We start from the raw sequence: 15406 nt of genomic DNA on the forward strand, positions 1-15406 counted from the left end.
AATCAACGTTTAAAGGCTGGTATTAATAATACCATTGTCGTTAGACAATTTCGCCTTAAACTTAATGATTTACTGCAACAGGTGTGCTTCGGGTGACATTATCGTTCTTACGATCCCACTCTATCAGCCCATCACGTAAGCGAATAATACGGTGCGCGTAGTGCGCAATATCATCTTCGTGCGTAACCATGATAATCGTATTACCTTCATCATGAAGCTTCTGGAATAGATTCATGATATCATAAGAGGTTTTTGTATCAAGGTTGCCGGTAGGTTCATCGGCAAGTATAATAGAAGGATTATTGACAAGAGCGCGGGCAATTGCCACACGTTGGCGCTGACCACCTGATAACTCATTAGGACGGTGATGTGAACGCGAAGCTAAGCCCACGTTTTCCAGGGCTTGCATTGCCATTTCATCGCGCTCGCTTTTGCTATAGCCGGCATAGATTAATGGAAGTGCTACGTTATCCAAAGCAGAGGCGCGGGGGAGGAGGTTGAACGTTTGAAATACGAAGCCAATTTCTTTATTCCTTGTTTCTGCCAACTCGTTTTCAGTCATCTCACTCACCAGCTTATTGTTGAGCATATACGTACCGCTGGTAGGTGTATCCAGGCAACCAACTATATTCATTAAAGTTGATTTTCCGGATCCGGATGGTCCCATAAAAGCGACATATTCTCCTCTGTCAATTGAAATGGAAATAGATTGTAATGCATTAACAATCTGGTTACCCATCTTATAAACCTTCGAAATTTCTTTTGTTTCAATGATTTTCATGCTGGAATTATTGAGAATAACTCGGTATTAACCTTTTTGAATTGGCAGTAATATCTGTCGGTATTTGAACCATTTAATTACAAAGATTCCATAAAATCTTTGAATTGCTTAATTTCTGGAGTTAAGACGACTTTCCCTGATAAAAGTTACACATCGATTGATTACCGACTCATCTTTAAGGATTCGAACATGGCCTAGCCCTTTTGTTTTGTATAGAACAGCACTTGGATAATGCTTCATTAAATAATAAGCATTCTCTATATCCACCTCCTGGTCGTCTTCATCGTATACAAGCAGTAAGCTAAAGTCTTGTTTAATATGTTTGATGAAATAACCAGAAGTAAACTCATCAAATGTTTTTCCGGTTTTCTGTTTAATGTAGTTTTTAAAGAAGGCAACTGTTTTTGCTGATCCTCCAATTATTCTGGAGTATATCTCAAGAATTCTATCACCTATACTTGGGCTGGCTATGTTAATAAAACATTTAACTTTTAATCCGTTCATAGCAGCATAAAAAACAACGCCACCACCAAATGAGTGTGCGATAATTGCTTCAGGAGCTCCAACCTGGTCATGGAGAATTTTTAATACACTTTCAAATTCAATGATGTCAGTTGATTTCCCTTCTGAGTTTCCATGGGCAGGACCATCAAAACCAACAACTTTATACCCTTCATCTACCAGAGCTTGAATTATCTTAATAAACTGAGACGCTCTTCCTGCCCAACCGTGTACGACATAAATAAGAGGGCCGCTGCCCCAGCAGTAACATTCTATTTTTTTATTGTTGACACTAATGGTAAATCTAGTGCTCTGCTTTTGAATCTCCTTCTCTTTCTCAGGAACAGGGTATCGTACAGGGCTAAAAAATATTTTGATGAAATAGCGATGTGCAAGGAATGGAGCAACTACTTCCAGCTTAGGGAAAGTCCACCTGACAAACCTTAAAGGCCACGGCGTTTTGTTTTTCTTCAGTTTCACAATGGTATATTACGATTCAATTGTAAATGTGAATTTTTTAACTGAGAAGGTGAAAGTAGTGGTGTCGTAAACCCGTTCCTGAAATTGCACATTGTTATTTTGATCAACCAGAATTACAGTTGAGCATTTGGTTCCGTAGCCAGGACTTTTTATAAACATAGAAGACAGCGCACGTTCCCTTTCAAGTCCTACTCCTGTATCAGGTAATTCAGTATCAACGGCGAGTACATCGTCATAAAGAAGATTAAATAATTTTTCAGGAGAAAGCTCCTTTTCAAGAGCAGATGTGAATTTTTGTTTTCCCTTAACAACTTTCGGCCACGGTGTATCTAACAGATGATTACTTAGTCCAAAAATTCCATCTGAGAGATGTTGTACGCCATAGCCATAATTAGAGTAGTACCATAAATCATCAACGGTGCCAGTGATTAGGTTAAACCCGTTATATTGTTTCCCCCTCGTTGAAACATCTTTCATGTATCGAGATGCATCTATATTCTTTTGCTCAAGAAAATCCGATACAAGATGACCCCGTGAAGGAGCTTTTGGATTAATGTTCTTAGGATCACGGTAATTGGTTACCATACTTATCTTTCCATAGCGATTTAATGCCAGCCATGTTCCTCCAGCTTCAAGATCTCGTCCACCAAGAATGGAAGGATGATCAACCCAATAATCAGCGGGAGCAGTCTTTCTCTGGTAAAACTCATCGCGGTTTGCGGCAACTACCAACTTATACTCAGGATGATTTTTAATAGCAAGAAAAATAAGGCACATGGTGGTGTGTTAGAAGGGCGAAATGTAACAGTATTCTGTTGAGGAATACAATTTCAATAGGATATAAAATAAACCTATCGCTCGAATAAGTCCAATTGTTCTGGAAAAAGAGTAAATGATCTGCGATGATAAGGTGTAATGCCTAATAGTTTAATGCCCTCGCGATGCTGTAAGGTGGCATAGCCAACGTTGGTTTCCCATCCATAACCTGTAAATTGTTTGGCTAAATTTGACATTAATTGGTCGCGATATGTTTTAGCAAGAATGGAAGCAGCGGCGATTGAGAGATATTTGCCATCACCTTTAATTACGCATTCATGTTTTACATCCCGAAAAGGCTTAAAGCGGTTTCCATCAACGAGGATGAGTTCAGGCTCAATAGAAAGTTTTTCAAGCGCCAAGTGCATTGCCTTAAAAGATGCATTTAGAATATTGATTCGATCAATTTCTTCATGGTCAACTTCTGCAACAGCCCATGCAAGCGCATCACGTTCAATGTCAAGTTTCAGGACTTCCCGCTCCTCGCGCGTAAGTTGTTTTGAATCGTTGAGTTTCTTGTGCTTGTATTTTTTGGGAAATACAACAGCTGCGGCAACAACAGGCCCGGCAAGACAACCTCGTCCTACTTCATCACAACCTGCTTCAATTAAGTGTTTTGTAAACGATGACCGCAGCATACCATTTAAGAGGAGTGTAAAAATAAATGAAAAGAAACGACTCAAAAACAGAAATTCTTTTCGTTGCCGAAAGATTTTTTGATGTAAAAAACTTTGTTACTTGTAGCCAATTCAGTTTCAGTAACATAAGTATCAATTGTTAAAGACATGCAAAACCCGGAAAAAATTAAAAATCCATGGACAACACTTTCAGGCGAAGAGAAATATGATAATAAATGGATAACCGTTACTGAATACCAGGTTATTAACCCTGGCGGTGGAGAAGGAATTTATGGTAAAGTCCACTTTAAAAACAGGGCTATTGGTGTTATTCCCCTTGATAAAGATTTAAATACCTGGCTGGTCGGACAATTTCGATATACGCTGAATGAGTGGCATTGGGAGATTCCTGAAGGAGGAGGTCCTCTGGATCAAACTCCCTTGGAAGCTGCGCAACGCGAGTTGCTTGAAGAAACTGGTTTAAAAGCAAGGCGTTGGAAACAGATAATCCGTTTGCATACTTCCAATTCTGTAACAGATGAGGAAGGCTTTGTTTTTCTTGCAGAAGATATTGAAGCAGGTGAAAGTAATCTTGAAGAAACCGAAGCGGATTTAAAAGTATGGAAGCTGCCGTTTAAAGATGCACTTCAGATGGTTTTGAATGGGAAAATTACAGATAGCATGAGTGTAATGGGAATGTTGATGGTAGCGAGAATGAAGGGCTTATAGTCAGCGTTGATAAAGTTATTTAAAAATCCTAACTTTCAAGAAATAACTATGTCTTTGTCCCCACGGCCTGTCAGGTATTCCCAAACTACGATTACCGAATTGATGATTCCCTCGTATGCAAACTTTGGAGGTAAAATACACGGCGGTATTCTGCTCTCATTGATGGACAAAGTAGCATATGCCTGTTCCAGCAAACATTCCGGTACATATTGTGTTACAGTTTCTGTTGATAAAGTTGAATTTCTTCAACCCGTTGAAGTAGGGGAGCTTGTATCAATGCACGCATCAGTAAATTATGTTGGACGCACTTCCTTAATTGTAGGTATACGCGTTGAAGCCCAGAATGTAAAATCAGGAACAATTAAACATACAAATTCATCTTACTTTACTATGGTGGCAAAGGGAGAAGATGATAAGCCAACAGAAGTTCCTCCGTTAATCTTGCAAAATAAGGAAGATGTAAGAAGATTTATTGAGGCGATGAGAATGAAGGAGATTAAACAGCAAGTTAAGGCACAAATGGATGATGCAAGATCTCAGATAGAAGTTGATGCGGCTCACGTGGTCCTCAAAAATGAAAGATGCATCATTGATTATTAAAAAATAACACATGTATATTCAATTTGCCTTTGCTTAAGTTGGGACTTATGACTTTAACGGTGCTATTAGAGTTAAAAGACATAAATTAAAGCGAACAACATTGCAGGTTCTACCAAGTATCGACAAATAATTAAACTATATTGGACTAATGAAAGTCCTGCGATTTCTTTATACATCATACGGCGTACTAGTATTCTTTCTCTTATTCCTGATTTTCTTTTTTCTGTTACTTATTCCCATTTTTTTTTCATCTACTTATAAACTAACGGGTATATTTAACAGGTGGTGGGCACGTTTGCTTTTCTTCTTCATTGCATTACCTTATAAAGTCGTTTATGAGAGCAAGCTGGACGGAAAGAAACAGTACATATTTTGTCCCAATCATTTCTCCTACATAGATATCCCTTCAATGGGATTAAATCATCATAACACCATCTTTGTTGGAAAGAGTGAGATTAACAAGGTGCCGGTGTTTGGGTACATGTATAGTAAACTTCATATTACCGTTGACAGAACAAAACTAAAAAGCCGGTACACAACCTTAGTGAAAACAAAGGAGGCTTTGGATGAGGGAAAGAGCCTTGTGGTTTTTCCCGAAGGAGGAATAGTGACGGAGAAAGAACCGGTGATGGGTAAGTTTAAGGATGGTCCGTTCAGAGTTTCAATAGAAAAACAAATTCCAATTGTGCCTGTTACCATTCCGTATAATTGGATAATTTTGCCGCCCAATGAGTTCTTACTGAACTGGAAGCCAATGAAGGTGATTTTTCATAGGCCGATAGATCCATCAAAGTACACGCTTGATACTATTGATGAATACAAGGAATATGTAAGATCTGTTCTTCAAGAAGAGTTAACACGACATTTGAACAAATGAAAATTGATCGTCAATTATTAGATAAGATTGCACATCTTGCCCGTTTGGAGTTTGAAGAGAAGGATGCAGAGAAGATGATGCAGGATATGACTGCAATTGTAGATTGGGTTGAGAAATTAAAAGAGGTAGATACAACGGGTATTCAACCATTAACAACAATGTCACATGAGGTAAATATGCTTCGTGAAGACGAAGTAAATGAACACCTCCCTCACAAGGAAGCACTGAAAAACGCCCCTAAAAAAGATCAGGACTATTTTCGGGTCCCTAAAGTTTTGGAATAACTGTAATTCGCTTTGAAGCTCGTTAGTAAATTTTTTCATTGGATTTATATCATTTGGGTAGGTATCGTATTCACGGTATTCATGATCATATTTCTGCCTGGTATTGTGTTGCCATTTTTCTTTGGTTCCAGGTTCGGTGTGGTAGGATACTTCTTTCTCTATCTATGGAGTTGGGTGTTTAGCCAACTGACTTTTATACGATACAAATTCTACGGTCGTGAGAATTTTAAGAAGGGTAAAGCTTATATCTATGTAAGCAATCATACGTCGTTTCTTGATCTTCCTGGCATACGTATGATAATCCCTGGTCAATTCAGGCCACTCGCGAAAAAGGAGCTTTTAAAGATTCCTATTTTTGGTTGGATAGCACAGGCTGCAACAATTATAGTGGATAGGTCGAGTCCTGAAAGCAGGAAGAAGAGTATTGATAGACTTAAGCAGCTTCTAAGGCAAGGCATTTCAATATTGATTTTTGCGGAAGGGACACAAAATAGAACGAAAGAAATCTTGCAGCCATTTCATGATGGTGCTTTCAGAATAGCAGTAGATACGCAACGACCTATTCTTCCGATGGTGGTAATAGGAGCAGGGCGACTTATGCCTCCCGGTACAATTAATTTGCGGCCAGGCCTAATAAGAATATATGTAGGGGATGAGATACCAACGGAAGGGCTAAGCACTAATGAGGTAAAGGATCTGAAAGAAAAGACTTTCGCTAAAATGAAAGAGTTATATATAAAGAATGCATAATTAATCTGATATGAAGAGATCTGTAACGGCAAAGCAATTCTTTCTTACGCTTAACCTCACGTACTATCTTCAGGCGTGTTCTGTTCTCTTCTTTTCTCTTGTAGTCGCTTTTTTGATTTCCAGAAGTACAAACTCCGGAACTGATACACAGATGTGGGGTACAGTTATTCCGCTCGTACTTATCATAAGCCTCGTTATTGCTTACTCTATTTTCAGAATGATGGTGAAGCGGATAAGCAAAAATTTTGTTCTTACCAAGAAGATGCCGATGTATGCAAGAGCAGTGTTAACACGTTCGGTATTGTTGCAGCTTCCTGGGTTTTTGGCTGCTATTGCAGGCTATATTACTATGCAGTTATACTTTATTGGTGGCAGCATATTAATATTTATCCTCTTCTTGATTCTGAAGCCAACAAGGGTAACGATAGCAAATGATCTTAATCTTTCAGTTAAGGAGAGGAGCTTGTTGGAAAATGAGCAGGCTATTGTTTCTGAGGTGGAGTAAGAATAACTTACTATAAGGGTACATAGACTACCTTCTTCGTCTCAAAAAATTCTTCCTTAAAATATTGAGGCAGGTCAAACAGTTGATAAGGCTTCTTTAGTTCGTTTAACTCCTCTTCGAGATCACCGCCTTTAAGGTAAAGAATACCATTGTCTAGATCATGAACGGATTTCTTTTTTACTTTTTGATGAATCCATTGATAAAACTCTTTTATTCGGGTAACAGCTCTGCTTACAATAAAGTCATATTCGCCTTTAACTTGTTCTGCGCGGATTTGTTCTGCGTGTACATTTTTCAGATTAATTCCCTCTGCAACATTCTTTACAACCGTTATCTTCTTGCCAATAGAATCAACCAGGTGGAATTTTGTTTCAGGAAAAAGTATTGCTAACGGGATACCTGGAAATCCACCGCCTGTACCTACATCAAGAACATGAGCACCCGGTTTAAATGCCATTACTTTTGCAATCCCGAGAGAATGTAGAACGTGGTTTATATAAAGGTTCTCAATGTCTTTCCTTGAGATAACGTTAATTTTGTCGTTCCATTCGCTGTAAAGCGCAAATAGCTTTTTGAATTGCTCCTGCTGTTGAATCGACAGGTTGGGGAAGTAAGAAAATACAAGATCAGCTGAATGCACAGATTATATAAGGTCTCTTTTGTTTTTCACCATTTCAAACATCAATTCGCGAGCACGATGAAGTTGTGCTTTTACAGTACCCAGTGGCGCATCTAACTCTTCAGCTATTTCTTCATAAGACAACTCGTGAAAATAGCGGAGTCTTACAAGCTTTTGATATTTTGAGGGAAGCTTGTCAACAAAGAGCTGCATGAGCTCAGCCTTTTGAGCTCTGATTGTTTCTTCCTGTGGATCGAGATTTTCGTCTTCCACGTCTATAGAAACAGATTGACCGTCATCATCAGTAAAAGTATTCTCAATGCTAAGTGTATTCAGTTTTTTCTTACGGATGAAGTCGATCGTGTTATTGGTTGCTATTCTGAACAACCAGGTACTGAAGGTAAAGTCTTTTTTAAAGCGATGAAGACTTTTGAAAGCTTTTGCAAACGATTCAATCGTGAGGTCTTCTGCGTCGTCTATATTTCGTACCATTTTAAGGATCATATGATAGACAGCCTTTTTATAGCGTTGTAGCAATTTAGCATAGGCTGCATCGTCTCCTTGTACGGCAAGGTCTATAAGGGCAAAATCCTCAATGGCTTTGTCTGAAAAATCCTTTTTTAATTCTTCCATTGAACCCTTTTAGTGAATAATGCGGCAAGACCAGCTGAAATATAATAAATAGGATATACAAAGTCCAAAATAGGAATCATCCAGAGGCTGAATAAAAGACCGGTTTTTTTAAGTAGGGCTTTTGTACTCCATGCCATAATAGACCAACGGATCACAAACGCAATAATAATGAAATAATAATATTCATACAGGAACATTAGTGGCAATCCTACCGCCCACGTTAGCAGCCAAGTAAATTTAAATATCCCCAGTAGAAATTTATGGCCGAATTTATAACGCTTACCAACCTTTAAATGTCTGATTTTCTGTCTGAAAAAGGACCTCCAAGTGGTTTTAGCTACTGAATGAACTATTGCGTCTGCACTAACCGCTACAGCAGTATTTTTTCCGTTGGCATGTTCATTTACAAAGAGGTCATCATCTCCTCCCATGACATGTAGCATATTGTTAAAGCCTTTTTTCTCAAGGAAAAGCGACTTTCTATAGGCAAGGTTTCTTCCGACGCCCATGTAAGGATTTTTCATCCATGCAAAAGAAAGGTATTGTAACGCTGTAATAATGGATTCGAACCTTATAAACATATTCAGAAAGCCTGGCTTTGCTATATAGGGTGAAAAGCCAAGAACGAACTGCTTGTTATCTTCAAAATTGGTGCTTACTGCATTTATCCAGTTTTCGTTTTGAGGGCGGCAATCTGCATCAGTGAGAAGGATCCATTCATGCGTAGCGGCGCGTATACCAAGGGTAATAGCGTATTTCTTACTATTAACATGTTCGGGAGTGGCTTTCACGTTCACCATTTTCACCTTAGGGTGATTGCGTGTTTCCTCAAGCAGGAAATCATAAGTATCATCGTTAGAGCGATCATTGACAATAATTACTTCAAACTCAGGATAGTTTTGGTTCAGGAGCAGGGGTACTAGTTCGCGCAGATTCTCCTCTTCATCGTGTGCGCATACTATTATGGACACAGGAAAATTGCCGGATGGTTTTACCTGTCGCTTTTTGCTAAAAGCAACCAAGAAGATTATAAAGTAAACCAGTTGAATGAAAACTACAGCTGATAGTGCAATGACGGGGATAAGCAAGGGAATTGTGCGTTTAGAGAGCACAAAGATAAGTTATAGGAGTAATGATAAAAGAAGATTTTTGGTTCTAGAAGATAAAAATCAAACATGGCTTATGTCTTTTTAGAAATAATACAAACTAATGCAGTTGGAATGATTTCATAACATAAAAAAGGAGGGATTGTAAAACCCTCCTTCCAAATAAACTTGATTATGTGAGACTTACTGATCCCACCATACTCTTGTCATAAAATTATTAGCGCCCTGTCGGTCTAATGCTCTTGAGTAATTTTCTGCATTCACAGACGCCTCAGTTGCAGGGTATAGCATTCTTCTTGGAATTTGTCCATTTGTGGCATTGCCTGTATAGTTAACTGGCACTAAAGCGGGAAATCCACTTCTACGCCAATTGGCCCAAGTTTCATACCAGTCCATAAAGGATGCAACCCAATACTGTGTATTGATTTGTTCATAACTTCCATTATATGGATGTGCCGTAAGGTAATTTTGTATGGTTAATGCTGGTATTGTAGCCACAGAGTTATACTGTGCGTATTGTTCCATAGCTGCACGTACTCCGTTGTTGTAGTGTTGTTCAGCACTTTCGGCTCCAACTGCAAAACCTCTTTGTTTAGCTTCAGCTAGGAGAAGTTCAGTTTGTGCATAAGTAATAAAGAAGGTAGGTCCTGTTAAGCTAAGAAATACGTCGCCTCTGATTGTAGAATAACCGGCAAGGTCGCCAGGGTAATTAGGATCAGAAGTAACATCTGTATCCCCTTTATTTGTGTCTAATCCGTTAGGAAGACCAACTTGATCTGCAGGATTGCTACTTCCTGTTTTTTTAATTACAGCAGTATATTGCAACCTAGGATCGTTATTATTTTTTAGGTAATCAATAAAGGTTTTACTTAAAAAGACTTCATTTTTATATTTTGTTGGGTCAGTTACACCAAAGTCAGTTGCATTCCATTCTCCCCCTAAGATGTTTGAATTCCGATTTACCGTATTTCTACCTCCTGTTGCATCGTGAACTATATAGGCATTGTCTTCATTGGAGGTGAATACACCACCAGCAAAAGCCTTTTCAGCATATTGTTTTGCAATATCTTCTTTAACTTTAGTAAGACGCATCGACAATCTAAGCATAAGTGAATACGCTAATTTTTTCCATTTTGAAATAACATCTGGTTTAGCGCCGTAGATAAGATCGTTAAGACCGGGTCTATCACCATTAAGGTCAAGGGCGGCAGCAGCTTGCTCTAACTCCTCAAGCATGTTTAAATAAATAAATTCCTGCGTATCATACGAAGGAGTGAACTTCCTTCCTATATAACCCAGCCCGGCTTCAGAATAAGGTACATCGCCATAGATATCAGTAATTCTATGGAAAATCATTACACGCATGATCCTTCCGATCTGATAAAGATTGGCGTACTGAGGTTTGTCCTTGGTTAGTTCAATAAGGTCAACAACATACTTTACCTGGTCGTTATAAGCAACGTCAAAATACGCGCTTGAGAAAGCATTATTTTGTTGATACTTATCACCCGAGTACCAGCTGGTGCTAGCCAGATGTTGCATCATCATACCGGCGTAAATGATGTTAACGCGCCAAACTTCAAAACTAAAGTCACTATTCCCGGAATATTCAAGCTGAGCACGTGTCAATTGATATACAGGATTTGTAGCATCTTCGCTAGCATTGTTTTTATCTGTATTTAGGTCCTCAAATCCATCGGTACATCCTGAAAAAACCAGGAGCATGAATGAGATAATAAGAATATAGATATTTTTAAATTTCATAATTGAATTTTTTTAACGCTTAGAATTTTGCATTGATGTTAATACCATAAGTTTTCACCGTTGGTAAGCCGCCATACTCAAGACCTTGGGCGTTAGAGTTAGTATAGTTTGACTCAGGATCAATATTTGGCGTATTTTTCTTTATATAGAATAGATTCCGACCTACAAGTGAAATACTTAGATCTTTGACTACTCCGTTAAAAAATTTAGCAGGTATATTATAAGTAATGCTTATTGAGCGGAACTTGATAAAGTCGGCATCGTATACATGAAGTGTAGAAATATCTGCAAGTCTTGTATAGTAATTTTGAGCAGTGTTTGTTTCGCCTCCAACACTAATTCCTTCTTCTCGTCCTTTAAGTGTTTCCTTATGTAAGCCGTAACTATATGCTCTTGCGTTGGTTCCCGAATATATTACGGCACCTGATTTAAAGTCGATAAGAAAATTCAGGTTAAAATTACCGAAAGTAAAGTCGTTACTCCATCCACCAGTGATTGGATGAACACCTGTTCCCATTGCTGTAAGTGTCCCTGATGCTGTAGGCAGTCCACTTTCATCAAGTGTCAGGCTTCCATCATCATTTCTTGCATAGTCAAATGCCATCACCTGAGAAAACGGTTCGCCAACTATATGATTAATAAATCCTCTTTGAGTTCTTGCTTGCGCAACAGACATAGCTTTTTGACCTTCAGCAAGACTTATTACTTTATTCTTGTTATTTGAATAATTAAAAGTAGTAGTCCATGTGAACTTTGACGACCTAACTGGTGAGCCTCCTACGAGGAATTCAAAACCTTTATTTTCGATCTTACCGATGTTTGCTACTGCAAAATCATAACCAGAGGTTTGAGAAACGGAGGCTTGAACAATATCATTCAATGTTTGCTTGTTGTACCAAGCAGCATCGACAAATAGTCTATTTTCAAAAAACTTTAGTTCAGCTCCTATTTCTATTTCCTCGACTTGAAGAGGTTCAATATTGGCGTTAGGTATTACGTTAGGGCTAGGGCCATTTGTAGTTAAGTTACTAAAATTGCCTATCGGTCGGCCATTAATAGAACCTAGTGTACTGTAGTACGCCAACGTTTGGAATGGATCTGCGTCACCACCTACCCTTGAAACACCTACGCGAAGTTTTCCAAAATCCATAGTGGGTACTGTAACTGCTTCAGTAAAGACAAAAGAAGCTGCCGCAGATGGATAATTATAAGAATTGTTATTTAGAGGAAGTGTGCTAGACCAGTCATTCCTGTCAGTTAGGGTTAAGAATAGCATATTCTTGTAACCCATTTCTGCAGAAGCATATATTGATTGTACTTCTCTTCTTGGTTGGCTAAGGTTAGCATTTCTGCTGGCTGCGGTAGATGGATTATAGATAAATGGAAATGCAAGATCTCTTGCATCAACAGAGACCACATCAGATGATTGCTTCAGTAAATTTCCTCCTATGGAGGCGCTTAAAGAAAAAGCAGGAGTTATATCCTTGCTCATGCCAATGAGAATATCTGCATTCATTTCATTGAAGTTGGTTGTCTGAAGGGCATCAATACTTCCTACCGGTCTATAAGCGGTTCCTGTAGGAGTAATGGATTGCCTTCTGAAAGAAAAGTAGTCGTTCGCTATACGTGCTTGTATATAAAGCCAATCAACCGGAGCAAACCTTATACTGGCAACGCTTAAGAGACGATCTTTATTTGTGTTGTTTCTAAAGCGATTTGCAGCAAAGTAAGGGTTCGTGTCAAAAGCGTTAGAAGAATATTGCGTTTCCTCCTTTGTTATCGGATCGTACCCAGGAGCTAACCATGAAGCGTCAAAGTTTGGCGGCAGAAAAAGTATTGCATAATTTCCATTTCCCGGTGCGTCGCTAAGATTAGAGCGATTGCCATCTTCTTTTGTATAGTTAAAGTTTGCTGCTCCTGACCATTTAGAGGACAATTTATAGTTCATGTCAAGGTTACCTGTAGTTCTGTTGTATTCAGAATTAGGATATACAGAAGTATTAGCTAAACGGCCAATTGAAAGCCTAAATGCGCCAAAGTCATTTCCACCAGAAATTGCCAGCGTATTAGTATAAGTGTGACCAGTTTCATAGAATTTATCAAGATTATCTTTTGAGCGATAAGTATAAGGCCTTGTGTTTCCATCAAAAGCCACGAAATCTGAACCATCTAATCGTGGTCCCCATGATGATAGGCCACTATTTCGGGCAGATCCTACATCACTTGGTTTAATGCCTTGAACCCCTTGGCCATAGACAGATTGAAAGTCAGTGAAATTGTTAATTTTCTCGATTGTGGTATTGCTGTTGAATTCAATTCCAAGCCCCTGACCTCTCTTTCCTGATTTTGTAGTGATAAGAATTACGCCGTTTCTTCCGCGTTGACCATATAACGCTGCAGCAGCTCCTCCCTTTAGTACTGTAATATTCTCAATGTCATCAGGATTGATACTCGAAATTCCATCTCCCGAGTCTGACCCTCCCCATTCGCTAGCATTACCTAAATTATCATTATTCATTTGGATGCCGTTTACCACATATAACGGCTGATTGTTTCCTCCCAATGAGGAATTTCCCCGAATCGTAACTCGAGATGATCCTCCTGCTCCCGTTGAAGGTGCTGTACTATTAACACCGGCGATTTTTCCTACTAAGGCATTAGCAACATTGATTTCCCTAGCCTTTGTAAATTCCTCTCCCTTTACGTTCGATACTGAATATCCAAGAGATTTTGTATCCCTTTCAATTCCTAAAGCTGTTACTACAACTTCGTTTAATCTAGTGACATCTTCTTCCAGCGTGACATCAACAGTTGTCCTGCTTCCAACAGCTATTTCCTGAGTTGAAAATCCGATAAATGAAAACACAAGTGTGGCAGTGGGGTCGGTGCTGATGCTGTATCTGCCTTCAGTGTCGGTTGTTGTGCCGTTTGCCGTGCCTTTAACGAGCACAGAAACACCCGGTAGGGCTTGGCCATCGGCGCTGTTAGTAACTCTGCCCGAGACGGTGGTTTGCGCGAACACCGGGGCACTTGCAAGTAGCAAGACCAGGAGTTGAAGTAAACATTTTTTCATTCTTGTTTTGGTTTAGTTTAATGGATCGAAGCTGTATCTCCCAGAATTTTATACTGAAGAGATCCCAACTCTTAGGTAAATCTACTAGTATGGATGAAAAATCAAAAGAATTATTTGCTTTTGTGTGCGCACACATTAGATTTGTGTGCGATAACGCACGCAATCATCGTTTTCGCACGCGATTGTCTGTTCCAGAAAAACGTTTTTTTTATGTTACAAATGAATACTAAGAACATCAGGATAAAGGATATAGCCCAATTGGCTGGTGTTTCTGTGGGCACGGTTGACCGAGTTTTGCATAATCGGGGCCGCGTATCTGAGGAGGCATTAAAAAAGGTGCTCAGCGTACTTGAACAGATAGACTACAAACCAAATCTGATTGCCAGAACCCTTGGTTCGAATAAGACATATAAAATAGCCGCGCTTATTCCTAATCCAGATCAGGATCCATATTGGGCTTCTTCAAAATCAGGAATTAGTCTGGCAGAAGCTGAATGGCTGCGTTATGGTGTAAAAGTAGAGCCTTATTTTTTCAACCTTTATGATAAAAGCTCTTTTAAGCAAATAGCTGAATCTGTTAGCGAAGCACAACCTGATGGTATTTTGATAGCGCCTATTTTCTATCACGAAGCCTTGCCTTTTTTCGAGGTGTATAAAACAAACGAGATACCCTACGTACTTTTCAATACGAACATTCCTGAGGCGGAAGCGATCAGCTTTATCGGGCAGAACCTTTACCAGAGCGGCAGAGTAGGAGCGGAGCTTATGTATTTCGCGCAGGAGAATAAGTCGGGCGTGCTGACGGTCCTTCACATTAACGAAGACCTTGGAAACTCAGTCCATTTGGCGGAAAAAGAGAGAGGCTTCAGAGAGTATTTTGATAAAAGAACGGATCATCAATTTGAGATAAATACGCTTAATCTTAATGATGCTTCAAATTTAGAACGACAGCTGGAGGAGTATCTATCTCAAAAGGAAATAAAAGGCATTTTCGTTACTACATCAAAAGGAACGTATGTGATCGCTTCTATTCTTGAGAAGTTAAACCAAACAAACGTTAAGCTTGTGGGATATGACATGCTTCAGGAGAATATCCGGTTCATGAAAAAGGGAGTAGTTGATTTCCTCATTAATCAGAATCCAAAGCGCCAGGCTTTCCTTGGCATAAGTCACCTCGTCGGCCATTTGATTCTTAAAAAAGATGCCCCTCAGCAAGAGCTGTTACCACTTGAAATTATTTCTAAGGAAAACCTAGACTCCTATCTTAATTC

Annotated in this window: 16 protein-coding genes; 7 read left to right on the forward strand and 9 right to left on the reverse strand. The window is 39.1% G+C overall.

Annotated elements, in window-relative coordinates; translation table 11 throughout:
* Window positions 1-61: 61 nt before the first annotated feature.
* From KK060_RS02560 to rnhB, 4 genes are all read right to left on the reverse strand, one after another.
* Window positions 62-781, reverse strand: coding sequence for an ABC transporter ATP-binding protein (locus KK060_RS02560; RefSeq protein ID WP_302179989.1), 720 nt, complete (start codon window positions 779-781; stop codon window positions 62-64).
* A 108-nt stretch (window positions 782-889) separates the two neighbouring features.
* The gene (locus KK060_RS02565; protein WP_254151863.1) at window positions 890-1762 is read right to left on the reverse strand and encodes an alpha/beta hydrolase; all 873 of its coding nucleotides are present in this window, start codon (window positions 1760-1762) and stop codon (window positions 890-892) included.
* Between the two features lie 9 nt (window positions 1763-1771).
* Entirely contained in the window at window positions 1772-2539 is a 768-nt protein-coding gene (locus KK060_RS02570; RefSeq protein WP_254151865.1) for an NRDE family protein, read from the reverse strand.
* A 74-nt stretch (window positions 2540-2613) separates the two neighbouring features.
* The gene (gene rnhB, locus KK060_RS02575; protein WP_254151867.1) at window positions 2614-3216 is read right to left on the reverse strand and encodes a ribonuclease HII; all 603 of its coding nucleotides are present in this window, start codon (window positions 3214-3216) and stop codon (window positions 2614-2616) included.
* 147 nt (window positions 3217-3363) lie between these two features.
* Between rnhB and KK060_RS02580 the strand changes: the two genes are divergently transcribed.
* The 6 genes from KK060_RS02580 to KK060_RS02605 all read left to right on the forward strand — a co-directional run bounded on the left by KK060_RS02580 (window position 3364) and on the right by KK060_RS02605 (window position 6940).
* The gene (locus tag KK060_RS02580) at window positions 3364-3924 is read left to right on the forward strand and encodes an NUDIX domain-containing protein (RefSeq protein WP_254151869.1); all 561 of its coding nucleotides are present in this window, start codon (window positions 3364-3366) and stop codon (window positions 3922-3924) included.
* 102 nt (window positions 3925-4026) lie between these two features.
* Complete coding sequence (locus KK060_RS02585) at window positions 4027-4524, forward strand: acyl-CoA thioesterase (protein WP_254151870.1); 498 nt, start codon at window positions 4027-4029, stop codon at window positions 4522-4524.
* A gap of 148 nt (window positions 4525-4672) precedes the next feature.
* The gene (locus tag KK060_RS02590; protein ID WP_254151872.1) at window positions 4673-5401 is read left to right on the forward strand and encodes a lysophospholipid acyltransferase family protein; all 729 of its coding nucleotides are present in this window, start codon (window positions 4673-4675) and stop codon (window positions 5399-5401) included.
* Window positions 5398-5685, forward strand: coding sequence for an Asp-tRNA(Asn)/Glu-tRNA(Gln) amidotransferase subunit GatC (gene gatC / locus KK060_RS02595; RefSeq protein WP_254151874.1), 288 nt, complete (start codon window positions 5398-5400; stop codon window positions 5683-5685). Before KK060_RS02590 ends, gatC begins: the two co-directional genes overlap by 4 nt.
* Window positions 5686-5766: 81 nt before the next feature.
* Window positions 5767-6435, forward strand: coding sequence for a lysophospholipid acyltransferase family protein (locus tag KK060_RS02600; RefSeq protein WP_254151875.1), 669 nt, complete (start codon window positions 5767-5769; stop codon window positions 6433-6435).
* A gap of 10 nt (window positions 6436-6445) precedes the next feature.
* On the forward strand, window positions 6446-6940 hold the full coding sequence (locus KK060_RS02605; RefSeq protein ID WP_254151877.1) for a hypothetical protein: 495 nt from the start codon (window positions 6446-6448) through the stop codon (window positions 6938-6940).
* Window positions 6941-6950: 10 nt separating this feature from the next.
* On the opposite strand, the gene rsmG is transcribed toward KK060_RS02605, so the two are convergent.
* The 5 genes from rsmG to KK060_RS02630 all read right to left on the reverse strand — a co-directional run bounded on the left by rsmG (window position 6951) and on the right by KK060_RS02630 (window position 14135).
* Complete coding sequence (rsmG, locus tag KK060_RS02610; protein WP_254151879.1) at window positions 6951-7580, reverse strand: 16S rRNA (guanine(527)-N(7))-methyltransferase RsmG; 630 nt, start codon at window positions 7578-7580, stop codon at window positions 6951-6953.
* A gap of 3 nt (window positions 7581-7583) precedes the next feature.
* The gene (locus KK060_RS02615; protein WP_254151881.1) at window positions 7584-8192 is read right to left on the reverse strand and encodes an RNA polymerase sigma factor; all 609 of its coding nucleotides are present in this window, start codon (window positions 8190-8192) and stop codon (window positions 7584-7586) included.
* Window positions 8180-9304 (reverse strand): glycosyltransferase, encoded by a 1125-nt coding sequence (locus KK060_RS02620; RefSeq protein WP_254151882.1) that lies wholly within the window; start codon window positions 9302-9304, stop codon window positions 8180-8182. Before KK060_RS02620 ends, KK060_RS02615 begins: the two co-directional genes overlap by 13 nt.
* Window positions 9305-9481: 177 nt before the next feature.
* Window positions 9482-11062, reverse strand: coding sequence for a SusD/RagB family nutrient-binding outer membrane lipoprotein (locus KK060_RS02625; protein ID WP_254151884.1), 1581 nt, complete (start codon window positions 11060-11062; stop codon window positions 9482-9484).
* A gap of 19 nt (window positions 11063-11081) precedes the next feature.
* On the reverse strand, window positions 11082-14135 hold the full coding sequence (locus tag KK060_RS02630; protein WP_254151886.1) for a SusC/RagA family TonB-linked outer membrane protein: 3054 nt from the start codon (window positions 14133-14135) through the stop codon (window positions 11082-11084).
* Between the two features lie 210 nt (window positions 14136-14345).
* Here KK060_RS02630 and KK060_RS02635 point away from each other — a divergent pair.
* A partial coding sequence (locus tag KK060_RS02635) for a LacI family DNA-binding transcriptional regulator (protein WP_254151887.1) occupies window positions 14346-15406 on the forward strand: 1061 nt, incomplete at its 3' end.

It is taken from the genome of Chryseosolibacter indicum (assembly GCF_018598585.1).
GTDB lineage: Bacteria > Bacteroidota > Bacteroidia > Cytophagales > Cyclobacteriaceae > Chryseosolibacter > Chryseosolibacter indicus.